The sequence below is a fragment of the Paenibacillus amylolyticus genome (genome assembly GCF_050990605.1).
Taxonomy (GTDB): Bacteria; Bacillota; Bacilli; order Paenibacillales; family Paenibacillaceae; genus Paenibacillus; species Paenibacillus amylolyticus_H.
This window is the reverse complement of sequence record NZ_CP158832.1, coordinates 3153426-3177642: the sequence shown is the minus strand read 5'-3', so window position 1 is coordinate 3177642 and position 24217 is coordinate 3153426. Positions and strand designations below refer to the sequence as shown.

At 43.8% G+C, this 24217-nt stretch carries 18 protein-coding genes; 5 read left to right on the top strand and 13 right to left on the bottom strand.

Going from position 1 to position 24217, the window contains the following annotated elements; all coding sequences use genetic code 11:
• Positions 1–46: 46 nt before the first annotated feature.
• The 4 genes from ABTV53_RS14350 to ABTV53_RS14335 form a co-directional block, all read right to left on the bottom strand.
• On the bottom strand, positions 47–175 hold the full coding sequence (locus tag ABTV53_RS14350; protein ID WP_219845137.1) for a DUF6254 family protein: 129 nt from the start codon (positions 173–175) through the stop codon (positions 47–49).
• Between the two features lie 97 nt (positions 176–272).
• Positions 273–4730, bottom strand: a complete 4458-nt coding sequence (locus tag ABTV53_RS14345; RefSeq protein ID WP_433753857.1) for a carbohydrate binding domain-containing protein — start codon at positions 4728–4730, stop codon at positions 273–275.
• Between the two features lie 41 nt (positions 4731–4771).
• The gene (locus tag ABTV53_RS14340; protein WP_433753856.1) at positions 4772–5650 is read right to left on the bottom strand and encodes a carbohydrate ABC transporter permease; all 879 of its coding nucleotides are present in this window, start codon (positions 5648–5650) and stop codon (positions 4772–4774) included.
• Between the two features lie 15 nt (positions 5651–5665).
• Positions 5666–6550: an ABC transporter permease gene (locus ABTV53_RS14335; RefSeq protein WP_433754211.1), complete on the bottom strand. Its 885-nt coding sequence runs from the start codon at positions 6548–6550 to the stop codon at positions 5666–5668.
• 212 nt (positions 6551–6762) lie between these two features.
• Here ABTV53_RS14335 and ABTV53_RS14330 point away from each other — a divergent pair, with 212 nt between their 5' ends.
• Together ABTV53_RS14330 and ABTV53_RS14325 are read left to right on the top strand one after the other, a co-directional pair.
• On the top strand, positions 6763–8472 hold the full coding sequence (locus ABTV53_RS14330) for a sensor histidine kinase (RefSeq protein WP_433753855.1): 1710 nt from the start codon (positions 6763–6765) through the stop codon (positions 8470–8472).
• Between the two features lie 11 nt (positions 8473–8483).
• Positions 8484–10124, top strand: coding sequence for a response regulator transcription factor (locus ABTV53_RS14325; RefSeq protein ID WP_433753853.1), 1641 nt, complete (start codon positions 8484–8486; stop codon positions 10122–10124).
• A gap of 157 nt (positions 10125–10281) precedes the next feature.
• Here the strand turns inward: ABTV53_RS14325 and ABTV53_RS14320 are convergent, their stop codons facing one another.
• The 6 genes from ABTV53_RS14320 to ABTV53_RS14295 all read right to left on the bottom strand — a co-directional run bounded on the left by ABTV53_RS14320 (position 10282) and on the right by ABTV53_RS14295 (position 17699).
• Entirely contained in the window at positions 10282–11967 is a 1686-nt protein-coding gene (locus ABTV53_RS14320; protein WP_433753851.1) for an extracellular solute-binding protein, read from the bottom strand.
• 189 nt (positions 11968–12156) lie between these two features.
• Entirely contained in the window at positions 12157–12870 is a 714-nt protein-coding gene (gene bglS, locus ABTV53_RS14315; protein WP_433754209.1) for a beta-glucanase, read from the bottom strand.
• A 317-nt stretch (positions 12871–13187) separates the two neighbouring features.
• On the bottom strand, positions 13188–13892 hold the full coding sequence (locus tag ABTV53_RS14310) for an ankyrin repeat domain-containing protein (protein ID WP_433753849.1): 705 nt from the start codon (positions 13890–13892) through the stop codon (positions 13188–13190).
• Between the two features lie 10 nt (positions 13893–13902).
• Positions 13903–15411, bottom strand: coding sequence for an S-layer homology domain-containing protein (locus tag ABTV53_RS14305; protein ID WP_433753847.1), 1509 nt, complete (start codon positions 15409–15411; stop codon positions 13903–13905).
• Between the two features lie 119 nt (positions 15412–15530).
• Complete coding sequence (locus ABTV53_RS14300; protein WP_433753845.1) at positions 15531–16223, bottom strand: response regulator transcription factor; 693 nt, start codon at positions 16221–16223, stop codon at positions 15531–15533.
• A 6-nt stretch (positions 16224–16229) separates the two neighbouring features.
• Complete coding sequence (locus ABTV53_RS14295; protein WP_433753844.1) at positions 16230–17699, bottom strand: ATP-binding protein; 1470 nt, start codon at positions 17697–17699, stop codon at positions 16230–16232.
• A 217-nt stretch (positions 17700–17916) separates the two neighbouring features.
• Between ABTV53_RS14295 and ABTV53_RS14290 the strand changes: the two genes are divergently transcribed.
• Entirely contained in the window at positions 17917–18744 is an 828-nt protein-coding gene (locus ABTV53_RS14290) for a helix-turn-helix domain-containing protein (protein WP_433753842.1), read from the top strand.
• A 79-nt stretch (positions 18745–18823) separates the two neighbouring features.
• Positions 18824–19186 (top strand): cupin domain-containing protein, encoded by a 363-nt coding sequence (locus ABTV53_RS14285; RefSeq protein WP_433753840.1) that lies wholly within the window; start codon positions 18824–18826, stop codon positions 19184–19186.
• Positions 19187–19316: 130 nt separating this feature from the next.
• Here ABTV53_RS14285 and ABTV53_RS14280 read toward each other — a convergent pair whose 3' ends face one another.
• From ABTV53_RS14280 to pdxS, 3 genes are all read right to left on the bottom strand, one after another.
• Entirely contained in the window at positions 19317–20165 is an 849-nt protein-coding gene (locus ABTV53_RS14280) for a copper amine oxidase N-terminal domain-containing protein (protein ID WP_433754207.1), read from the bottom strand.
• A gap of 209 nt (positions 20166–20374) precedes the next feature.
• The gene (locus ABTV53_RS14275) at positions 20375–21445 is read right to left on the bottom strand and encodes an ABC transporter substrate-binding protein (protein ID WP_433753838.1); all 1071 of its coding nucleotides are present in this window, start codon (positions 21443–21445) and stop codon (positions 20375–20377) included.
• Between the two features lie 247 nt (positions 21446–21692).
• Complete coding sequence (pdxS, locus tag ABTV53_RS14270) at positions 21693–22577, bottom strand: pyridoxal 5'-phosphate synthase lyase subunit PdxS (RefSeq protein ID WP_200869424.1); 885 nt, start codon at positions 22575–22577, stop codon at positions 21693–21695.
• A gap of 147 nt (positions 22578–22724) precedes the next feature.
• Between pdxS and ABTV53_RS14265 the strand changes: the two genes are divergently transcribed.
• A complete protein-coding gene (locus ABTV53_RS14265; RefSeq protein ID WP_433753836.1) occupies positions 22725–24215 on the top strand; it encodes a PLP-dependent aminotransferase family protein in 1491 nt (496 codons plus the stop codon).
• The last annotated feature ends 2 nt before the right edge of the window (positions 24216–24217 follow it).

The following is a 24217-nucleotide window of genomic DNA, read 5'->3' as shown; positions in this document are numbered from 1 at the left end:
AACATAATAAAAAGACTGCCAGCAATGTTCACCGGCAGTCTTTCGTTTAATTCGTAGTAGGTTTCTCTTCATACTCGCTGGATAATTCTTTTAGCGATTTGATTTTGCCATGGGGATGCTGTTCTTGCTTTCGTGACTTCCAGGCAGCTTCTTTTCGTTTCTTCTGGTCAGCCATAAAAGAGATCCTCCTCTGGAAACTGAGATGTTTACTACCTCTTTAGGATGTCATTTCTGGACAACTTTATTCTGCATGCATTAAGAGAATTCAGAAGCTAATTGGCAGGACCCAGATTAATCAAGCTAACTTCGGACAAAGAGACCGTTGTGTTACCGTCTTCTGCGCCATCGATGTTACCCAGATCAAATGAGATGCGAGTATTCGTATAGCTGGCTTCTGTTGCATCAAATGTAAACGTGAACTCCTGTTCTTCTGGAGTCAAATCAACTCGTGATCCAAAGAAACCATGCCATTCATAGTTGGCTGCTGCGTCGACCCATCCGATTCCCAAACCCACTTTTCTGGACTTCTCCGCTTTGGCTTTAAACGTCAATTTGTATTTAAAACCTTGCTGTATGCCAAATCCTTCATTGATGACTTGACGATCCCATGGATTCTGTCCTGCATGACCAATCTTGGCATGAAGCTGTTGATTGCTAACTTGCATCTCCAGATCAGCTGCATTACCATCCGCGTAGGTAAACCAGCTGTCTTTACCTTTGGAGAAGTCTCCATTGGAAATAAGATTAACATGTGCTGGTTGCCCTCCTTGATCTGCATTCGGATTAACTTCATATAACTGGACGTTATGGATGTTAATCGAGTGCTCACCTGTAGATAGCGGATATCCTAATCCGAATGCAAGCATAGCTGCCGAATCGGAGGTATCTCCCATGGTGAAGGTATAACTATACGGCTTTTGATCCGCGGTTAATTCTACTTCTTCTTCAAAGTACTTTACAAAATCCCCTGCATTCTGAGAAAGAACCGCTTGCATGGATTTAGGACTTGAAGCAGATGCCTCGAAGGTAAGTCGGTATGATTTATTTGCATCCAGTTCGATCTGACCTTGTTGCAGCAAAGCATCCCACCAATCCGTACTCGTGCCGGGCATGTCAATCGTCACGCCGGCATTTTCTGCATATGTGGCTGTCAGAACATCGGGAATCAGCTCCCAGTAGTTCAGGTCTGCTGCAAGTTTTCCATTTTGAACTTTATTTTGTGAAATGTCTATCCAGCGTGTATTATAATTCTCGCCTTCAAAGTCAACATAATATTGGCTTCCTGCATTTAAGGAAACTGGAGGGAAATAAACCGTTTTGTATTTCTGCCATCCACCTGTATCTCCGAGATTGAGGTCAGATTGTGCGACAATTATCCCTTGTTCGTCTTTGATGCTGAAACGAACGCTAGAATCACTTTTTCCACTTGCCATTCGGGCAGACAGAACATAAACTCCGTCATGAGCTACATCGATTTTATATTGCAGCAGATCTCCCTGATCCATGTAACTGACATGTTTTCCTCCTTCTACGGAGTCCTCCAGTTGCAAGCCCTGCATCATCCAGGCTTCGGTTGCAGGAACATGTGCGTAGCCATTCACTGACAGAGGTTTTCCGCGTTTCGTCAGACGAACATTGTCCACATATACCTTACCTTTGGAACTGCCGAATAACAGTCTTAGCTCGGATTGTGCGATTGATGCTCCATCTCCAATGATAATTTCTCCGGTAAATGTTTTCATTTCTTGGTTCAAGGAGAGGTTTTGTCCTTGATGAACCTGCACGGAATGTCCATTGCTGCTGACAACATCAATGTCGATGCTTCGCGGTGTGTCTGCCTTGGCATCTAAGGAGAAGCCATATGTTGTATTCGCCTCAAGCTTCAGCTCCGGTTGGTTCACCGAAACTTGCTGTGGGTCACCATTCGTTTGAGTAACATCAACAACGAGCTGACGCTCCATAATCGGGAATTTCGAAAAGTTATTTACACTAATATTAGCTGCCGCACTGTCCTGAATGCTGCTTGACCAGAAGCCTAGACGCTCCTTGCCCTGATCGAATGTGCCATTGTAAATAAAGTTACCATCAGGTAGCGCGTTTCGCTCGACAGTTATTGGATCAGCCTCACCCACCTCGATCAGCCTGACATTGGCAAACCAAACGCTTGTATCATCCAGCCCCAGATTGAATTCAAATCTGGCATTGTTATCCGATCCATCCCGCATATTGAAGGTATAGTCATAGGATTGCCAATCCGTCGTGAGTGCAAAGGTGTTATCACCCGAATAATTCGTCCAGCTTTTTTCATATTGGTTCACTTTGGACATGATTGTACGGTTAGCAGATGCCTTCGCATCAAATTGTATTTTGTACTTTTTATTCTTCTGGATGTACATCGGCATCTGAGTAAGTTGAACTGAATAGTTTTCAGTCCCCGATGCATCAATGGTAACTTGTGCTGCTCTCCCTTTCTGCACATCATTTACCACGTCGACACTGCCGGCTCCATCAGCATTCGTAATGAATTTCCACTGCTGAGGTACTCCATTTTCTTCAGACCCTTCCGTAAAACGATCATTGTAGATTTGATTGCCATCGGTTTGTGGTTCACGCTGTTGCGTGGGCTCGATGGGGTTTGTTGTTACATCAGGCCATGTGTTGAGATTTTTGTAAGAGTACACACGCACAAAATCAACATTCATCGTTTCAGAAGTGAAATCGCTCTCAGGTGAGCCCGGCCAATCTCCGCCAACTGCCAGATTCAGAATCAGATAGAATGGACGATCAAATGGTGCAGGAAACGTATAATACTCGGGTTGTCCCGCGGCTTTTGTTTGCCAGTTGGTCACTTCATGATGCAGTTTACCGTCTACATAGAAGCGAATCATGCCCGGCAACCATTCCACCTGGAAATCATGATAATCGTCAGCAAACGTTTCTCCCTTCGGAAGAGTAAGGCTTCCCTGATCATGTCCATGGGAACCATCAGGCTTCACACTATCATAATGCAATGTGCTATATACCTTGTCATTGCTCTCATTGCCACCAATGAGCTCCATAATATCGATCTCTCCAGATGCCGGCCATCCTCCATAATGCGCTTCATCGGTTGGCATCATCCAGATAGCAGGCCACATGCCCTTTTCAATAGGAAGCTTCGCACGTACAACGACTTTACCGTAAGTCCAGTCACCTTTTCCCATGGAGATCAGTTTGCCTGAGCTGTAATCTTTACCGTTTTTCTGCCCTTTTTTTGCTTCAATCTGCAGTACACTTCGATTCTGATCTTTCGTAATGCGAGTATTGTCCGGGCTGTAATATTGCAACTCATTATTATAAACCAGACCCGTATCCTGCACGGTCCATTTGGAAGCATCAATTGCAGGGCCATTGAACTCATCATTCCAGACCAGTTCCCATTGATCATGCGGAATCGTTGTAGCAGGAACCGGTTTTTCACCCGCAGGATTGCTTGGTGTCGATGGGTTGGATGGTGTTTGCCCTCCTGGAGTAGATTGCGTTGGCGTGTTTGCCGCACTTGTTGAACCCCCAGGCTGTGATGATGCAGGTTGCTGAACTTCCCCTGTCATGGATGTACGCAGACCTTGTTTTACGTTCTCTCCATTAATAACAACATCATTCGCATCAACACTTAATTGTTGGATCGTACCTTTGCTATCCACTCGGGTCTGGTTCGCACCTGCGAGAATATTCATGGTATCAATCAGACTATTGGAGGAGATATCCAGAATGGATTGTTGCATGACAACGATCTCCCGAATTGTACTTTCTTCCGTGATGGCAACTCTTACGGGTTCCCCACGTTTGTCAACGACTACTCGATTCAGCTTGGAGTTGCTAATGTCGATGGAATGACTGCCCCCACCTTTAATAATGACACTTCCTGTAACCGTTACGCCCTGAAGAACAACAGTCCCCTCGCCAATGCCTTCTGCCAGCAGCAGATTCCCGTTGATAACTGTATTTTTCAGCGTGACATCTGTCGAGTTAACAATGAAGTTGCCATCCACCCGGGACTCGTATACACCAGGAGCGTTTTTCACATCGGCAATCATCGCCGACAGTAAGGCTGCCGTCTCCGCTCGTGTAATCGGGGCTTTGGGATTTAATTTTCCTTGGTATCCTTTGATGATGTTCTCGTTCACGAGATAGGTAAGCGCTTTCTTAGAATAACTGGAAATATCATCAGCATCCTGAAAGTTCAATGGTTCACTATCTTCGTTCGCAGTCGTAGAAAGTTGAAAAGCTCGATCCACCATAACCGCTGCATCTTGCCGGCTAATCGGTTGTTTCGGTGACAGATGTTCACGGTCTGTGCCTTCAATAATGCCCGAACCATGGGCCCGAACCATCACATCCTGGTACCAATCTTCTGAAGACAGATCTGCAAATGAAGCCGTCTCCGTATTACCGGTGAAACCAAACGCCCGATCCAGAATCATAACGAATTCAGCTCGGCTAATGACCTGATTGGGCTTAAATGTGCCGTCCGTATAACCTTTCAATAGATTCAAGTCCTGCATATGTGTAACTGCGGATTGTGACCAATGGCCGGTAAGGTCATGATAGGGAACAGAGGCGTGCAGGCTTTTCGCCTGCACATTTCCTACCTCCACTTGATTCTGTACACTTTCTGCCCCAGCAGTTGCTGGATAAACGAGGGTAGCCATTAAACTCCATGCCACCATACATGCCAATCCTCTTCTCATCTTACTTCCTCCCTCAGCTCGGTTATCCTTGATTGCCTAGCCTATTCCTTGACTGCTCCAATAACAATTCCCTTTACGAAGAAACGTTGTAAAAACGGGTATACCATCAGAATTGGAAGTGCACCAATAAAGATCTGTGCTGCGCGTACGGTTCGCTGTGAGATGTTCTCCAGCATGGAAGGATCGACGTTGATTTTGCTGAGATCTTGCTGAACGATAATGGTCTGTAATAGAGAAGCAAGTGGATAATTTTTAATATCAGACATATAGATCATGCCGTCGAACCAGGAGTTCCACTGATACACCATTGTAAACAAGGACAAGGTTGCGATCGCCGGAAGCGACAGTGGTACGTAGACCAGAATCAATGTTTTGATATGACCTGCTCCATCCAAATAGGCTGCTTCTTCAAGTTCTTTGGGTAGACCGCGGAAGAAGTTCATCATGAGAATAACGTTCCACACGGACAGTGCTCCGGGCAGAATGAGTGCCCAGATTGTATTCATCAAGCCAAGCTTCTGGATCAGAATGTAACTTGGAATCAAACCGCCGCTGAACAAAATGGTGAAAACAAAGAACCATGTATACAACGAACGACCTTTAAAACTGATATCTTCCTTGGACAACGGAAATGCGGTTATGAGCATGATAACCATACCAATGATTGTCGCAATAACAGTCCGTTTAAGTGATACGATCAAGGAGTTGATGAAGTTCGAATTCCCGAATGTTTTCACGTATGCATCGGTTGTGAACCCGATGGGCCAGAAGCTGACCAGGTTCGATGATGCTGGCGCCATGCTGCTGAATGAGACCGCTAATATATGAATAATAGGTAAAATGCAAAGTATTGATAATATCCCAAGAAAAGTATAGTTGGCTATACTGAATATCCGGTACCCTTTAGTTTTATAATACAAGCCCTTTTCTCCTCTCTAAAAAACTCGATAATTAGCCAGTTTGTAAGCCATTCTGTACGATATAACAATCAAAATGGTAGCAACCACAGATTTGAACAACCCTACTGCTGTGGCAAAACTCATCTTCCCATTCAGAATCCCCAGTCGATATACAAACGTGTCAATGATGTCGCCTTTGTCATACACAAGTGGATTGTACAGGTTGAACACCTGATCAAAACCGGCGTTCAGGATGTTGCCGATAGAGAGCGTCATCAATACAATGGTGATCGGCATCAATGCCGGAATTGTAATGTGCAGCGTCTGTTTAAAACGATTGGCCCCATCCACTTCTGCAGCCTCGTATAGTGCAGGATTGATACCTGAGAGAGAAGCCAGAAATACGATCGTACCAAAACCAAATTCTTTCCACACATCACTGACGATCAGCGTGATACGGAACCATGTACCGTCACCAAGGAAAAAGATCGGATCTCCTCCGAATGCTACGATAAGTTGGTTGACCATGCCGCCCTGTGGAGACAGAATATCGAGCAGAATTCCCCCGAGAATTACCCATGACAGGAAATGCGGCAGATACACAAGCGTTTGGCTCACTCTTTTGAATGCCGTCAAGCGAACTTCATTGAGTAAAATGGCAAACAGGAATGGAGCGAACAGTCCCGCGATGATTTTGAAAAATGCAATGACCAGCGTATTCCAGATCACCTGACCTACATCCGGATATAAAAATAAATATCTAAAATTGTCCCAACCAACCCACTTGGATTCAGAAAACCCCAAGTATGGCTTGAAATCCTGAAAAGCAATTACAATGCCGCCCATCGGTATGTACTGAAACACCAGTGCCAGCAATACGGCTGGAACGAGCATCATATGCAAGGTCCAATTCCGTTGCATATTCCAGCGCTGTTTGACCCTGGTGGAGCGCCGTTTATGCGGCGTTTCTAACGTATGTTCCTTCACTCCTGCATCCCCCATGTTCTAAAATTTATATTTTACAAGTCATCGTGAACTTGTATATTAAAATTATAGCAATGGAAATTTGCGATCTATATCCTAATATTGCAACAACGATATCAATATTTAAATGAGATTTAGGAGGTTGGACTTTGTTTACACGCATGAATGTCTTTACCAAAATTACATTGTTGTTTGTGATGCTGCTTATTCTGGTATTGTTTCTCTACACATACTCGAACCGGGAAAGTGTACGTGTCATTGAACACGAGATTCAGAACAATACGATGAATCATCTGTCGACATTTGCTGATTCAGTAGAATCCAACATTTACCAATTGTCATTATATGGGATGTCCATTGGGCAAGATTCCAGCATTCAGGAATATCAACGTCCTGACTACAAGGATGTTCCCTATGAACGTGTGAAAGTTGGAAGTGCCATACTGGAAAAGATGAATCTGTACAACGCAGCAAGCAAATGGCATTCGACCATCACACTATACTTTCCTCGGATGAAAAAAGTGATATCGACGGATTACTATGCTTACATTCCGTACAGTGATAATGAATTTAAGGAGTCCCTATCGCAGTCCTGGACCTATGCCGAGAATCAGTTCATCTGGTACACGACAGACCCAACGACAGCGATGGTGCAACCCGACAAAGCTCGATTAATTACCAAAATCAGTTTTCCAGTTCATCACTTAACTGCCCTTCTCAACCAAAACAAGTTAAACAATAAGGGCGATCCATTCATGTTCCATCCCGACTATGGTTTAATCAGCAATAGCTCTGGAAAGGATACTCTGAATGCCATACTGCCCTCTCTGAAAGAAGCAAAACTGCAAGCCAGCGGTGGATTCAGCACAACGTTAAACGAAACGGAATATTACGTCTCTTATATTCAATCCAAGAGCCTGGGCTGGTATTATGTTGACTATGTGCCCATGCAACAGATTTTGAAACCGATTACGAGCAGCCGAAATCTGTTTTACGCTTCAATTGCCGTTCTGATCGTAATGAGTGTCGTTGTTTTATATACACTCTATCGCAGTGTGCAGCTTCCACTCTTACAGCTGGTAAAAGGGACAAATCGCTTGTCCACCGGGGATTTTTCTGTTCGGCTTCATCACCCGGCACGCAATGAATTCAGTCTGTTATTTGCACGTTTTAACATCATGGCCCAGCGAATTCAAGAGTTAATCGAGAATGTATATGAGGAGAAATTACGAAGTCGGGAAGCGACGCTCAAACAGTTGCAATCGCAGATTAATCCGCATTTTCTCTATAACTGTCTCTTCTATATCAAGAACATGGCCCGAATGAAAAATGAAAAGGCCGTGGTAGCCATGGCACTGAATCTGGGAGAGTATTACCGATACATAACCAGGTCCGAAAAGGATCAAGCCACGCTTCGTGAAGAGCTGACGATGGTCAAAAATTATTTGGAAATCCAGTCACTTCGTCTGGAACGAATGCATTTTACAATCGACGTGCCCCATGATATTTTAGATAAAACAGTTCCCAGACTAACCCTCCAGCCTATTATTGAGAACGCTATTATTCATGGTCTGGAGCCCAAATCGGTAGATGGTGAGATTAAAATCTATGCGGACTGCGAGGATGATGTGTACACGATTATCGTGGAGGACAGCGGGCTTGGCATGTCAGAGAAACAGCTTGATCATCTGAGAGATAATCTTCTTAAGCCGCTGGATGAGAATATGGGATGTGGTACATGGAATGTCCATCAGCGTTTGTCTTTTCTGTACGGTGAAGGATCTGGACTATCCTATGACCATTCTTCAATGGGTGGAATTAAAGTTAACATCACATGGCACGACAATACTGACAAGTAGGTGAACGACCCATGCTGCAAATATTACTAGTGGACGATGAACGTTCCGTCGTGGAAACGCTGGCAGAGACCATTCCGTGGGAAAGCTGCGGGATCGGTACAGTTCATGAAGCCTTATCCGGTGCAGTAGCGCTGGAAATCATGGACAATCACGACATTGACATTGTAATTACCGATATACGTATGCCTGAAATGTCAGGCATTGCACTTATTACAGCGATTCATGAAAAGTGGCCTCATGTGCAGACGATTCTGTTATCAGGTCACGCCGACTTTGAATATGCCAAACAGGCCATTGCGCAGGAAAGCTTTGATTACTTGCTGAAACCCGTTAGCGATGAAGATCTGATCGAATCCGTGCAACGTCTTGTTCATCGGATTAAAGAAAAGTGGGAAACGGCAGCATCTCATCAACGTGCCTTACACGCCTTTCAGGATCATCTGCCATTGCTTCAATCCACGATGCTGCATGAGTTGCTGACTGGAAAAGTCTATGATCCGAAGACACTGGCAGACAAGCTTGATCTGCTGGAACTTCCATACTCCGTAGGCGAAGACCTCGGTATGCTGATTATTCGTATGGAAAAACATCTATCCGAAATGGCACACGGCGATCAGGCCCTAATGGAATATGCGATATGTAATATCATTAGCGAAGTGATGCATAATCATTTTCATATCTGGCACACACGAGATGTTCATGATTACATCGTTGTTCTGGTTAGCATGAAGCATTCCACAACGATAAACTATAGCAGGAATGAGACGCCTCAGACCCTGCTTGAGCATTATGCTGCCCAGATTCAAACCAATGTTCAGTTATACTTAAAGGGTGCAATCTCTATCTCTGTATCCAGCTGGGGCAAGTTTCCTTACGAGATCGGTGAACTCTATGAGCGAACGGTTATGTCCATGCGTAAACGGATGGGTCAGGTGCAAGGTTTGTTTGTCACCGCTTCCGATGAAACGGAGGCCAATCCTCTACATACGATCAGGTCGCTTTACCAGCCACCAACGTTGATTAGCTTGCTCGAAGCTGGTCGCTTTGAGGATGTCGAACAGAAAATCGAGCACATTTTTGAGGAACTGCTGCATTCCAATGAACATCATGATATAGCAGAGTCAACCTTCGAGGTTTATTTTGCTATTGCGGGTGCGTTTGCGTACATCATTCATAAAAATGGCAAACAAATCTCTTCTTTGATTCCAGCGGAGCCCTATCGCTACTTTCAAGCTCCCAGTTACTCCACTGCGCAGCAGCTACAGGACTGGTCCATGCGCACACTTCATTACATACGAGATGATGCTGAACAAGAGCTTAGAGACAATCACAGCACCATTGTGCGCAGCGTCAAAAGTTTCGTAGACCTTCATCTGTCTGGAGATGTATCGCTGCCTGCAATTGCCGACCATGTGCATCTGCATCCAGTGTACTTGTCCAAGGTATACAAGGCGGAGACCGGTGAAGCACTTACTGCCTATGTGTACCGATTAAGAATGGAGAAAGCAGCCTATCATTTGCGAACATCAACCGCCAAAGTGTTTGAGATTGCAGAACTTGTCGGTTACAACAATACCGCATATTTCATTCGAGTTTTTAAGAAATTTTATGATCTTACACCGCAAGAATATCGGGAAAATCTGCCGGTTTAAGGAGGGACTCAGAGCGGACTAAACGTTCTAGTAAGCTCCACGTTTTCCCCTTCTCCATATCGAAATACAAAAAGGCATTGCCGGAGATCTTCTCCTGCAATGCCTTTTTGCTGCTTATGTGGCCGCGATGAATCAATTCAACCAGCCTTGCGTCATCCTATTTTCCGCTTTTCACGGAATCATACCACTCGTTAACTTCTTTCGTAATCTGATCTCCGCCTGAAGATTTCCACTTCTCAACAAATGAGTCAAACGCATCAACTGAGGTTTTGCCATATACAATTTGAGAGAAGGTATCCTTCTCCATCTTCGTCAAAATATCATTGTTCATCTGCATCGTCATTGAAGGTGCACCGGTAAACATTTGATTAAACACGATATCCTTTTGATCCAAAACAATCTTGGCTGCATCAAGCATAGGTACTGGTACACCTGATTTGATTTTCTTCTCAAACGGTGTAGTTGCTTCTTCACCGCTTGCCAGCTTCGCGAGTGTAGTCATGCTTAGATTGGGAATACGCGCTCCATCAAACGTTAAGGTGTACTTCTCTGGAGCATAACCACCCGTAAGACTTGCATCAGTTGATGGTTTCCCATCGACCATTACCCAATCGTACCCTTCGGCAAATCCATGTTCGAACTCATCGCCTTCTTTAGGATTTGCATAGTGATCAAAGAGATAGTTCTGATAGGTGAAAAAGGCTTCCGGATTTTTCATGTCTTTGTTAATGAGAATTACGCCATTTCCATTCGACGTACCATGTCTTCCTGCTTGACCATTTGGACCGGAAGGAATCGGATAGGCTTTGTATTCAGCCTCAGGATTGTTCTTCTTCACATCCTCCAGCGGCCAGGATGGCATCCAGTGAGGACCTACCACAATACCTGCTTTTCCAGCAGTAAATTCTTCAGCAGCTTTTGTCTCGTCATACACCCCAGCTTCTTCCGGGATATACCCTTTGCTCATCCAGCTCTGTAATTTGGCCAAAGCTTCTTTTGCACCAGGTGTAACAGAACCGTATTCAAGTTTTCCATCTGCCGTCAGATTCCATTGGTTTGGCATTGTACCATAAGCGCCAAATACCCATCCAGCTTCTGACATCCATGTGTTCAGCCAGTTCTTGAAGCCAATGGTCAGTCCATAGGTGTCCTGCTTCCCATTACCATCCGGATCTTGATTCGTAAACGTTTCCATAATGACTTCAAGATCATCTATCGTTTTGGGTGCTTCCAGATTGAATTTCTTCATCCAGTCTTCACGGATCCACATGACAGGATCACCATTATAGGCATAATCCAGAATCGGAATACCGATTTTTTTGCCATCTTGCATGTATGGATACCATACGGAAGGATCTTCGTTTACGGCTGCTTTCCAAGTATCGCTTGCATATTTGTCAAACAACTCGCCCGCATCGACAAATTTTCCGGACTCAATCAATTCACGCACCAGATTGAATTCGCCGCGATACGAAATAATGTCCGGCATGTCCGCATTGGAAGCCAGTGACAGGCGCAGTTTCGTCTCAAATGCATTATTGGTAGAAGGAGATATCCACTGGTTTTTCAACTCGATACCAAGTTTCTCTTTGGCCCATTTGGTATGCACGTTGTTATCCTGATCCTCACCTGGCTTAAACTTCACGTCTGGACCCCATGGTCGTAAATACGTAATGGACACGGGTGGATCATACTTTCCATTTCTGAGCTCCAACGTTGTCGCTGGTGTACTCGATTCTGCTTTCTTGTCGTTCCCGTTACTACACCCACTCAAGGCTGCAGATAGGGCCAATACACCGATCATGACCAAACTGCCTACTCTTCTCTTTTTACTTGTGTCCAACTTCGTTCCCCCAGTCTATGTAATGTTGCTTACAGGTTAATCATAATGAATAATTGATATTTATGCCCATACTAATATTGCAACATTTATTGCATTAATTTAGGATATTGGATATTGAATACATATATTGAATAAATACAATGCCTGAATGTAGAAAAAAAGCAGCCGCTAACGGCTGCTTCAGTCTGCTTAATTACTTGTATATTTGACCCAATCGTACTCTGCATATAGCGGATTGGCACCGTTATAAGGACCGAGCCAGCTATCTACACCTGTTCCATTCCAGAGGTTCATCATGATTTTTCCAGGTGTTTTAGGAATATTACTGGTTGCCGTGTGCTTCAATACACCATCAACATACCATTTGATATGTCCCGGCTGCCAATCGAATGCATACGTATGGAAACCTTGGGATGCATCAAAACCTAGATTGATAATCTTCTCATGATTGCCAACGCCATTGGTATAATAATTAAACTGCACTTTGGTTGTGTCTTTCCCTAAAAATTCGATATCAATCTCATCCCATTGGGTGCCATGTGAAGGCCCTGTGTATGTGAAGAATGAGGAAACTACACCTGTGTTTTTGGCAGGTTTCATGCTGACTTCATACAAGCCGTACCCGTAGGTATTTGTGGAACGGTACTCTCCGCAATCAAACTTGTTCTGTGCAGAGCTGGTCAAACCAAGCTTAAGCTTCCCGTCACTTGTGAAATTAACATTTTTCGCCCTCCACGTACAGTTGAACATGCTCCCATTGGAATACCCATCCGCTTTTTGCCACGTACTTGCGTTAAAATAGGTTAGAGGTTCCCAGAAAACATAACCCGCGAAAGCGCTTACTGAAAAAAATAAAGAAATGACACCTGTTACCGCCAAAGTATACCAAGACTTCTTCTTCATCATACACCTCCATGAATGATTCCAACATGTACAAGCAGCACAATAATAGATAACGCTTACATGGTTGGTATTTCCATTTTATCTGGAAGCATAGTGGTACACTATAGCAAACTTTAAAGCACAGATATTCAATTTTTAAGATCCTCGTTCTCGTATCTAATCATGTCATGTAAAGAATATGCCAGTTTCATACAACTAAGACTGATTTAATGAAGCGCCTGCCCTTCAGCATAGAAGGAAGCAGGCGCTCCATGAAAACCATTTTTACATATATCTCGACATGTTTGTTTCTTAATTTACCCTACCCTAAACTATTTCTATTTTGCACCAGCACGTATCAAAATGTCTTCAATTTCCTTAAAGCCTTTATGCTTCGCATGACTGAGCGGTGATACCCCATCACGATCCGATATGTTTACGTCTGCTCCGTGGTCAATGAGTAATTGTATCGTCTCCTGCTGCTGAGCATTGCCATCGTTAAGAATGATCGCTTCGAGCAGTGCTGTCCATCCCAATTGATTCACATGGTCCACATCCACTGAAGTTCGAGTCAGTAGTTCTTGTACGACATCCACATATCCATGCTCCGAAGCTGGAATAAGTGCTGTCCCTCCATATCGATTCGTTATCGCTGGGTCCGCTCCCGCCTCGATTGTCAGCTTCAAAATATCCAAGTATCCTTCAGCGCCAGCATACAGAAAGGGATTATTCTTCATATCGTCCTGTATATTCACATTTGACCCCGCTTCAATTAACACTTTAGCCGATGTTAGATCATTATTGTAGGCAGCAATCATTGTAGCCGTTCGTCCACTCTGATCTTGAGCATTGATATTGGCGCCTGCTTGAATCCATTGTTCGATGCGTTTAGTATCGTTGTCCTCTACTACCTTGAACAGCTGTTCATCTGCTGAAGCCATGGTCTTTTCCTCCACATTGAAGTCGTTTCTCACTTCTGGCACGCAGCCTTGGACGATCAACATACTGCTTATCAGGATAACGATGATCAGCGACTTACTCATACTGCCTCCTTTACTCCAGTGTCAAGGTAACCGAAGAAGCGATACTCCAATCCCCAACTGGGTCTATTGTATACGTAGTACCTGGGGTCAACTTCCCATCATTCGTTATATCGAATACACCCGTCGCACCTTTTCGACTTGAGTATTTATAAGTGGCTGTCAGAACATCCCCGCTAGGTGAAGTTAACGTTACACTTCGACCAGAGAACAGTTCATCCTCAGGATCTTGGACAAGCGTAACTTCAATCGAGTTTTCGTTAACTGCTTGAGCACTTGCAACGTTCAGCGCATCAAACGATTTTGCAGTGAATGAAGCATTCTCGATATTGGCCCAATCCGAAGAAACGGTATAAGTGACATTTGACTTCAGCGATTGTCCCTCAGGCAAACGGAACTTAGGTCCTTGTTTTCCATCTGTGGATTGTGTAAATGGAACGTATCTGGCAACGATAGGCTCGCCACCTTCTGGCGTAATTACAACTTGTCTTGCCTGCATGGATGAGATGATTTGATACGTTTTGCCGCCTGCTTGCTCTTGATCATTCAGCACGAAAGCATTAGCTCCTCGACCACCGCTGTAAGCCGAAATAATATAACCGTAATCCACTACACCGTTCTCTTGCAGTGCTTCAATCTCGAATGTATCATTCGTTACTTGACTAGCCGTTGTCATGTTTATTTTCGTGCCACTGCCTTCAAAGGACCCAGCGTCTTGGCCTTTGTAAGTCAGGTTGTACACTTCACCAGCATCTTGTACGGACGTTGGAACGATGTAAGTCGCAATTGACCCTGTTTTCAAACGGGGCATATTGGTTACCGTCAGCTCACCACTAAACGCAAAGTCCGTTTGTGCCTTGGCAAAAGCCTCATTCGCCGCTGTAAGCGGTTTGTCGAATGTGACGATTAGCGTAATGGCATTGAGCGTTCTAACGCTCTCAATTTGAGCCTGCTCCGAAGGGATCGCCTGGCGTGCCGTTTGTAGCAGCACCGCTGTTTCGCCGCGCGTTGCTGAGCCTTTCTCGGAGTAAAACTCGCTCATCCAATGGTGAACGGACTTTACATCACGCTGCATCGCTTTGGATACGACCTGTTCGAGTTCAGCATCCGACACTTGAGTTTGCGGATTGAATTGTCCATCGTTAGCCTGCATGATGCCAAGTTCAACAAGCTTTGATGCATAAGGTGCATACCACGCGTTCGGATTCACATCTGTTAGTTCTACGGTTTCTCCCGTCTTGCTTTCCAGATTAAACGTTTTGAAAATTAATGAAGCCAGTTCAGCACGGGTAATCGCTCTATGTTCACCCATGGATTGATCTGCATATCCGTTCATGATCCCCAAACTATTTAGATCCTTGATAGCAGCTTCAATCTGTGGTTGGGTAAGCTGTGCGGTTGTTGGCGCAATGTTAGTAACGTATGTAGCTGCATGTACTTGATTCGCAGTTAACGGGAACACTGCTGTACCTAATGCAGTTATGGTTAGAAATGTAGCAATTTTACGGGTTGTAGAATTCATCGTTGAATTCCTCCTCTATAGGTTGTAGTTGCCTGTATCTATAGAATAGAGGACAAAAAGAAACTCCCAAGGATAAAGTTATTAACAAAATATAAACTCGCTCTAAATTTTCACGAAACTTATGCAGTAAACCGGTAGCCTGCGCCCCAGACGGTTTCAATATACTCCGGATTTTTGGGGTCTGTCTCCAGCTTGCCACGCAATTTGCGAATATGGACGGTAACCGTTGCAATGTCTCCGGTGGAATCCAAGCCCCAGATGCGCTCAAACAGATCGGATTTGCTGAATACACGGTTGGGATGACTTGCAAGAAATACAAGTAACTCGAATTCCTTGGTTGTAATCGCCACCTCTTCTCCATTAACAAAAACGCGGCGTGATCCTTTGTCAATGTGAAGCCCGCGAATGTGGATTTCATCCTGCTCGGCTGGTTTGTTTTTGCCAAGCAGTCTCTCGTATCGGGTCAAATGAGCCTTTGCTCGCGCAACCAATTCACTTGGGCTGAACGGTTTTGTAATAAAGTCATCCACTCCCAGATTAAATGTCCTGATTTTATCGATTTCTTCCTTTTTCGCGGAAACGACAAGGATGGGCACTTCCTTCACCTTGCGAATGCGCCTGCAACATTCGAAGCCGTCGAGTCCCGGAAGCATAAGATCAACAATGATCAGATTATAGTCCCCCTCCAGTGCCTGTTTCAGGCCTTCATCTCCAGTATGGCAGAGATCCACGGAAAATCCGTTAAGCTCAAAATAATCCCGTTCCAGTTCCGCAATCGTTGTTTCGTCTTCAATGATCAAAATGTTTGCCATTACTTATTAGTCCCTCTCTTCATTCAGCCGTTTCAGCTTGATATATATGCTCGTGCCATCATTAGGCTGGCTTTCAGCCCAGATAAAGCCCGCATGTCCATCAATGATTTGGCGGGCAATTGTCAGTCCAAGTCCACTTCCGCCCGTTGAGGAATTGCGGGATTGTTCTGCACGATAGAAGCGTTCAAATATATAAGGTAGTGCCTCTTCAGGTATTCCCCTGCCATTATCTTTAAACGCCATCGTAATCCATTTCTCATCGGCTTGAAGTGAAATCTTGAATCGTTTGTGTTCATTTTCCATGTATTTGAGTGCATTATCCACCACATTAACAACGGTACGTTTTAACTTCTCCGGATCCACAGTAGCCATAGCGGGAGCAGACACCTGATTATTCCACTCTAAGGCAACACCTTTATCCTCCAAATCGTATCTCAGCTCTTCAATGCTATCTTCAAGGAAATCAGCGAGATCAACTGTCTTGAACAGGAAAGGCTCTTGGTTCAAGTCGAGCTTTGAATACAAAAACAGTTCATCCACCAGTTTATCCATGCTTACCGCTTTGGAGTGAATGATATTAACGTAACTCTCCATTTTCTCAGGAGTATTAGCCACCCCGTCACGAATGCCCTCAATATAACCTTTGATATTGGTAATCGGCGTACGGAGATCATGCGAAATGTTGGAGATGAGCTCTTTGCGGTTCGCTTCGTCCTGCTGTCGTAATGCATAGGAGCGCTGTAATTGATTCAGCATGCTCTCAAACGCTTCACTGAGTTGACCGACCTCGTCATTAGAGTTTAGCTGAAGCTTAAAGGATAGATTGCCATCCTTAATATGCTCGGCTGAACTTCGTAGTTGGTTCAAGGGCTGAATGAAGCTGCGCGTGATCCAACGGAACAAGAGCAGATTTGCAATGATAAGGACTCCAATAAGCAGGAATGACATCACAGGTAGCAGCTTGCGAGTAAGTTCCGCAAAGGGGCTTCTCTCACGAATGACAAAGATACTCCCCCGTTCCCCGTCTGAATATTGAAAATCAAATTTTGCATACGCATAAAATCGTTCACCAATATTGAAGGTGCTCCGAATCTGATAATTGTTAAGATCATAGGCAGGCAGTGCTTGCTTCAGTTCTGGCTGGTTGAAGGTCAGCGATTCGAAGATCTGGCTATTCTCCCGTCTGACGTAGAGCCCTGACTTCTCAGCTCGAAGCTTCATGTCATATTCACGCAGCAAAGCCTTGTTTTGCAGGTCGTCCGGGTCATTTTTGGCCAGAAACTTCATCTCTTGAAAGATTGATTCTCCCTGTTCAGTCAGGGGGTTGATCTGATAATGTACCTTGTATATATCACGGAAACTCTGTAGATCCCCTGTAGCCGCAATCGTGTACAGGCTTGCTGTTAGCAAGATGAACAGCAGACTTATTACGAGCATACTCGTGAAAGACAGCAGCATTTTAATTCGAATGGACATGGGTTCCCCTTCTCAAGCAAACATTTGGATTAGTTAGTGCACATGTTAACACAAGATGGATTCTGTTGCCCATATGTAACACTGGTTTTATTTAGTCAAAAGTAACCTTTTCATTATATATGTTGACAGTGATAATGATTATCAATAGTGTTGAGGTAAGAATACAGCGATTTATCTCAACATGACCAACAAGCACTTTTGAAATGAGGTACGAAATGTGAAAGTAGACGTTAATCAGTTAGCAGCGCATTTTGCACACATTCCTTTTCAAGTAGAAGGAGTATATCGATATGCTAGAAATCCAGGGGTTCCCCAGGCTGACTACACCGATTCTTTTCCTGGATTTGTATTTCCCCTCACAGGAAAAATACAGTTTCAATTTGAGGGTACGCCCTATATCTTTTCACCAGGAAAAGTTGTACATGGGGGCGCGAAAATGAAACTGGATCAAACCGTGTTTCATAGAGTGGACTGGGAATACATCCTCGTTTTATACCGAATATGTAGTTCAGACGTCGAAGAGACAAGCTTTTCCCATCAGCATTTTGAATTATCAACGGGACAATCCACACGTCTGATCGAATTAATCACGCGTCTTTGGCATGTGTATAATCAGCGTGGAGGTATTTCAAGGTTTCAGACCGAGATGCTGTTTCGCGATGTACTGAATGAGACTTTAATATGTGTTGCTCATAGGCAAAATAGTAACGAATCAGATGCTTTGTTTGAACGGGTCTCTACCTACATCCAAGAATACTATGACCAAAGTCTGACTGTCGCATCGCTTGCAGAACAAAATAACGTTAATCGAAATCGACTTTCCTACGTATTTAGAAGACATGCAGGTATGGGTCCAGCAGAATATGTATTGAAATATCGTATAAATATCGCACAGCAAATGTTATTGGCAAGTGATGTGTCTGTGCAACAGATTGCTGAAACCGTTGGCATTGCTGACCCCTTTTATTTTAGCAGAGTGTTTAAGAAACAATATGGTGTCTCTCCTACTGAGTATCGTCAGAAGTTCATCAATAATCCATCCTGATTTCAACAGGCATCCATGTTATACCATAATCCAAATCAGTATACTGAACTTAAACGAATAATACACAGGAGGAATTACGATGCACTATCAATCTATTAAATTGAATGAGGAATTTTCGAAAATAAACGATCTGTGGTCTCCGAAACTCATTGGAGAAATGAATAACCATCAATTTAAGATCGTAAAGATTGCTGGAGATTTTGAGTGGCATGTTCATGAGGAAACTGACAAGTTATTCTTTGTGCTCGAAGGGGAAATGATTATTGATTTTCGTGATGGGCAAGTGAAGATTTCCAAGAGCGAGATGTATATTGTCCCCAAGGGAGTCGAGATCAAGCCTTCCGCCGAAAAGGAATGTCATATCATGTTGATGGAGCCTGTGTTAATGGAGCCTGGAAGCGAAGTTATCTTACCGAACTTATCCCCCATTGCCCCTAATTAAATGTTACCTTTGCCGCCGATCACTCTGATCAGCGGCTCTTTGAGATAATTGTTTTGTTCAATAATATTAGTGCATGACAACTGGACATTATATTATTATAACAATTCAGAATATCCGATCAGATATCTATTCAACGAGGAAGCACTTCAAGCACTTTACCACTTCCATCTTCGATAATACGTATACTGTTGTCATCGATGAGTTGAATGTTACTATCTTCATTTAAAATTTCATATTGCCCCGTTATTCCGTGAGCAATGGATTTACGAACCAGACCTTTATTTTTGAATACCAACGTGTAAAGATCGTAGTCTTCCGTTTTTCGATTGGTGTGTTCAATGATAACAATAAGTAGATTTTGGGCACTCCTTTTGAAATTTATCTTGAGATCATGGGTATTAACATTCATGTCCTTTATCCCTAAGGGAATCAAACTCTTTTGTCCAGTAGAAGCATTCGTAATTTCAAGGTCTCCTTTTGCAACGTGAATGACATAGATGTAACCCATGTTGCTACCATAAAAAGTATCGGTATAATTGCTCACTCCAGTCACGGTTACCTTGTTTGTCTTTGGATCTTGATGAGCTACTTCCCCGTCGAAGGCAGAAGCAAGAAATTTAATGGGTACATAAAGGTGACTAATATACCTCACAGGCTTACTGCCCATATCTACTTTTTGACCATCCACTTCGGCAATGCTGCTTCCCATGTGCACAACAATATGCTTCTCACTGTTCTTCAGTACGGCCGTATTATCATCTTCCATCTCCCACTCTAGGCCTGCCTTAATACCCAGTGAGAAAAAACTTCCGTAAGTGACTCCATCCTTGTGTAACGTCTCAACATGATTAATACGGCCATCTGCCCACTGAATTTCCAAATCAACGTATTTGGATGCTGCTTCAGACTTTTGGGCTCCCAGTGGTAATAATACGGACATCACTAATGCAACGACAACGACTTTTTTCAAATGCTTCATTTTCACATTGACTCACCCAATTCATATAGTTTTTAGTCTTACAATAGTAACGTTAGATTCCAATAAAAGTTTGATCAGCTTAAGACAGGAATTTGGTTCCTGATAACCAAAAAAAGCCGCTAAAATAGCGACTTTTAATGGTACTAAGTTTTTGTTCTTAGCTTTTGAAACGAACTGGAGGCACGAATGGTCAATAAACCACACTGCCATTACAACCCTAGATCATCAGCGAGGCCTTCAACACCTGTGAAGATGGAATCCCCGTAACCCCAGAAGTTGTTGAAATCAATAATGTAGATTTTTTTGTTTTTAACTGCGTTAATGTTTTGTACCTGCTTGTTGGCAAGCAGCTTTTCAATCGTCTGCTCAGGATCAATACCACCTGCATACCTCGAAATAATCATTGCATCCGGATTAATCTCGATTAACTTCTCCAGGCTGAGTGTGCCAGTTTCATTAATCAGCATATTATGCATATTGATTAATGACATTGCACTTTCAATAAATGTATCTCCGTTTCCGTTATAAATTCCGATGGTTCCATCACCATTATCCGAAAAAGACGCATAGTTGATCGTTTCAGTGCTAGCTCGGGCCGTCAAGGCATTCGCGCGTGCTTTAAGCGTCTCAATATATGCGGCTGCATTGGCTTGTACGTTGAAGATCTCACCTAATTCAGTAATATCCTGATACAGACTATCTAATGATGCATCAGGAACACTGGTGCTTTGTACGTACGTTTTAATTCCCATATCATTCAAGTTGCTTACTGTACCAACACCCCAATCAGCATCCTCAAACAATCCACCACGCCCCACAACCAGATCAGGCGAAGCGCCGATAGTCAATTCCTTCCCTACATAGCCTTCAGCCAGCACAGGAATTTTTTTAAACTCATCAGCAATATCATCAGGCACACTGCCGAACAGCGCTGCTACACCCACAAGCTTGTCTGTCAAACCCAGGCGAATCATCAGCTCGGCTGCACCTTGGGTATTGGCAACTACTCGCTCAGGTGCCTTGTCAAACGTTTGATCCTTCTTCACCCATGTGCCGTTCTCTGTTGTATAGTTTGAAACGGTTACTGGATACGTGGTTTGAGCTGCACCTGAAGCGTCTGCACCCGATGTCTTCTCATCTGCTGCAACCTTCTTCGTTGCTTCATGGGAGCTATTGTTTTCCTCATCGCTTTCACCATTACTACTGGAGCAGGCTGCAAGTACAACAAGAAGTGCAGCAATAAAACAAAATAACATTCCTTTTTTTAAGCGTGTAGACATTTAAATCTCTCCTTGTGAATCCTTAATTTTCTATTTATGCATTATGTAAAATAGTTATTGTCAGTATACAGCAAATGTTGAATCACGTAAATGATAATTATAATCATTCTCAATTGATGAAAAAAGGACATTCTCCTCTCCGTTTTTGCTTTTGCTTTCGTCAACAATAACAAAAAAAGCCGATCCAATTTATTTCGTGGATCGGCTTTGCTTGACACTATTCATACTCCAGTTGTTCTATCTGCTCTTACCAACCGCGGTTGGACATGCGCTCTTCTGGAGCCAATTTAGAAATTTCGATCCCTTTCATAGGGGCGCCCAAGTTTTTGGATACTTCAGCAATCAGTTTGTAATCCGTGTAATGTGTTGTAGCTTCAACGATTGCACGAGCGAATTTCTCAGGGCTATCGGATTTGAAAATACCTGACCCTACAAACACACCGTCTGCTCCCAGGTGCATCATTAATGCTGCGTCCGCCGGAGTAGCTACACCGCCAGCTGCAAAGTTAACGACAGGAAGTTTTCCATTTTCATGAACTTCGCGCAGCAACTCATAAGCTACACCCAGATTTTTGGCTTCAGCGTACAGCTCGTCCTTGGACATGTTTTGCACTTTGCGGAGCTGGCTGTTAATTAGACGCATATGACGAACTGCCTCAACAATGTTACCCGTTCCAGGCTCACCTTTGGTACGAATCATCGATGCACCCTCACCAATACGGCGAAGAGCCTCTCCCAAATCTTTGGCTCCACATACAAATGGTACGGTGAACTCATGTTTATCAATATGGAACACTTCGTCTGCTGGTGTAAGAACTTCACTTTCATCGAGATAGTCCACACCCAGGGATTCAAGCACTTTGGCTTCGATGTAATGACCGATACGCGCTTTGGCCATAACTGGAATAGATACAACCTTCATAACCTCTTCAACGATGGTTGGATCTGCCATACGAGCTACACCGCCTGCTGCACGAATATCGGAAGGTACCCGCTCAAGAGCCATAACAGCTGTTGCCCCTGCCGCCTCAGCGATTTTAGCTTGCTCTGCATTCATAACGTCCATGATGACGCCACCTTTTTGCATCTCAGCCATTCCTCTTTTTACACGATCTGTACCTGTTTGCATGATTGTAGTCCTCCTAATTAACTTTTGGGTGATTTCAATAAAGGCATCGCTCTAATCTATGATTTAGTATAGAATGAGAATGGTCATATAAAAAGATCCAATATTTTCGGTTTTTATTGTACCACTTTAATTTCAACTTCTGGAGGACATATGCAATTTCATGTAGCTTACAGTTCATATTTGAATCGAAAATATACCAAGATGAAAGCTCTCTATCATGCCATACGTGATGCAATTCATGATGGAAATCTTATCCATGGTGAAAAGTTACCCTCTACTCGAGAGTTAGCTGCGACGTATCACATTTCCAGAGGAACCGTGAATCAGGTCTATGATACGTTGACTGCTCAAGGTTACATTCATTCAGAGCATGGAAGAGGAACCTTTGTTGCTTATCAGTTGGATTTAAGCAATGATGCGTCTACCGTGAAAGCTTGTACCCATCATTTATCAGCCTGGGGAAATCGTATTCAGCAGTTTGAACAGCAGACGACTCAAAGAAATGCACCAGCCAATGCTCATACACATGATTCCAGAATGAATAACGATGAAGTAATCGACTTTAGCAAGTATCAACCTGACTTCTCCAAGTTTCCTTACGATGAATGGAATAATCGATTGTATTCAGAGATAAGGCAGCGTGAGCATCACCTGAAAACAACCTCTGCGATGGTTAGTTCAACCGGGGATCCAAAATTGAGAGAAGCCATTGCTGCCTATCTTCGGAGGATGCGGGGCATTCAAGTCGATCCGGATCATATTGCAGTAACTGCAGGCTCCATGCAAGCTATAGCTCTACTCACTCAATTACTTGCAGATCCTGGGGATTATGTAGTGACAGAAAGTCCTTGTTATGTCGGGATTTCTAAAGCCATATTGGCTGCGGGTGCTAAGTTAATTGAAGCCAATCTCGATGGTCAGGGCGTTGTGCCCCAAGACTGGGAAGCACGTATGTTGTTTGTCACGCCGTCACGACAATTTCCTACTGGCGAAATGCTCAGCCTTGAACGCAGACAAACCTTGCTGGACTGGGCACAGCGAAATGATGCCATGATTGTTGAGGATGATTATGATAGTGAATTCCGATATCGCGGAATGCATGTTGAACCACTGAAAACACTCGATATAGCAGGACGCGTAATCTACTTGGGCAGCTTCACTAAAACCTTGCCTTTAGAAGTACGACTTGGTTATGTGGTTCTTCCCCCCACCTTGGCAGATACCTTTAGAAAGGCACAGGCATTATACGAGCCAAGACCCGTCAACCTGATCGAACAACGTGCATTAGCTGCATTCATGACAAGCGGTCAATATGAGCGTCATCTGCGCAGAATGAATCGATTATACAGTCGTAAATTCCATCTGTTACTCAAACTTCTGAACAAGCACCTCTCTACATGGTTTGATTGGGTGGAGAATGAAGCGGGTCTACACGTGTTTGGTTGGTGGCGAGGTAATGTGTCCACTTATGAGGCCTTTCGGGAATCGGCTAGGTCCCAAGGTGTGGTATACTCAGAAGTCAGCAGTTCAACGTCTGTTGGTACGAAGTATGGTATCTATTTATCTTTTGCACATTTGTCAGATGAACAATTACAGGAAGGCGTATCCAGATTAAAAAATGCCGTGATAGCTCCATTGTGAGG

What these genes read in the sequence shown, in the direction of transcription:
- ABTV53_RS14300 (WP_433753845.1), bottom strand. Translation starts at nt 16,223, where the DNA reads ATGGCAAACATTTTGATCATTGAAGACGAAACAACGATTGCGGAACTG.
- ABTV53_RS14325 (WP_433753853.1), top strand. Translation starts at nt 8,484, where the DNA reads ATGCTGCAAATATTACTAGTGGACGATGAACGTTCCGTCGTGGAAACG.
- bglS (WP_433754209.1), bottom strand. Translation starts at nt 12,870, where the DNA reads ATGAAGAAGAAGTCTTGGTATACTTTGGCGGTAACAGGTGTCATTTCT.
- ABTV53_RS14265 (WP_433753836.1), top strand. Translation starts at nt 22,725, where the DNA reads ATGCAATTTCATGTAGCTTACAGTTCATATTTGAATCGAAAATATACC.
- ABTV53_RS14335 (WP_433754211.1), bottom strand. Translation starts at nt 6,550, where the DNA reads ATGCAACGGAATTGGACCTTGCATATGATGCTCGTTCCAGCCGTATTG.
- ABTV53_RS14350 (WP_219845137.1), bottom strand. Translation starts at nt 175, where the DNA reads ATGGCTGACCAGAAGAAACGAAAAGAAGCTGCCTGGAAGTCACGAAAG.
- ABTV53_RS14285 (WP_433753840.1), top strand. Translation starts at nt 18,824, where the DNA reads ATGCACTATCAATCTATTAAATTGAATGAGGAATTTTCGAAAATAAAC.
- ABTV53_RS14345 (WP_433753857.1), bottom strand. Translation starts at nt 4,730, where the DNA reads ATGAGAAGAGGATTGGCATGTATGGTGGCATGGAGTTTAATGGCTACC.
- ABTV53_RS14295 (WP_433753844.1), bottom strand. Translation starts at nt 17,699, where the DNA reads ATGTCCATTCGAATTAAAATGCTGCTGTCTTTCACGAGTATGCTCGTA.
- ABTV53_RS14280 (WP_433754207.1), bottom strand. Translation starts at nt 20,165, where the DNA reads ATGAAGCATTTGAAAAAAGTCGTTGTCGTTGCATTAGTGATGTCCGTA.
- ABTV53_RS14310 (WP_433753849.1), bottom strand. Translation starts at nt 13,892, where the DNA reads ATGAGTAAGTCGCTGATCATCGTTATCCTGATAAGCAGTATGTTGATC.
- ABTV53_RS14275 (WP_433753838.1), bottom strand. Translation starts at nt 21,445, where the DNA reads ATGTCTACACGCTTAAAAAAAGGAATGTTATTTTGTTTTATTGCTGCA.
- ABTV53_RS14305 (WP_433753847.1), bottom strand. Translation starts at nt 15,411, where the DNA reads ATGAATTCTACAACCCGTAAAATTGCTACATTTCTAACCATAACTGCA.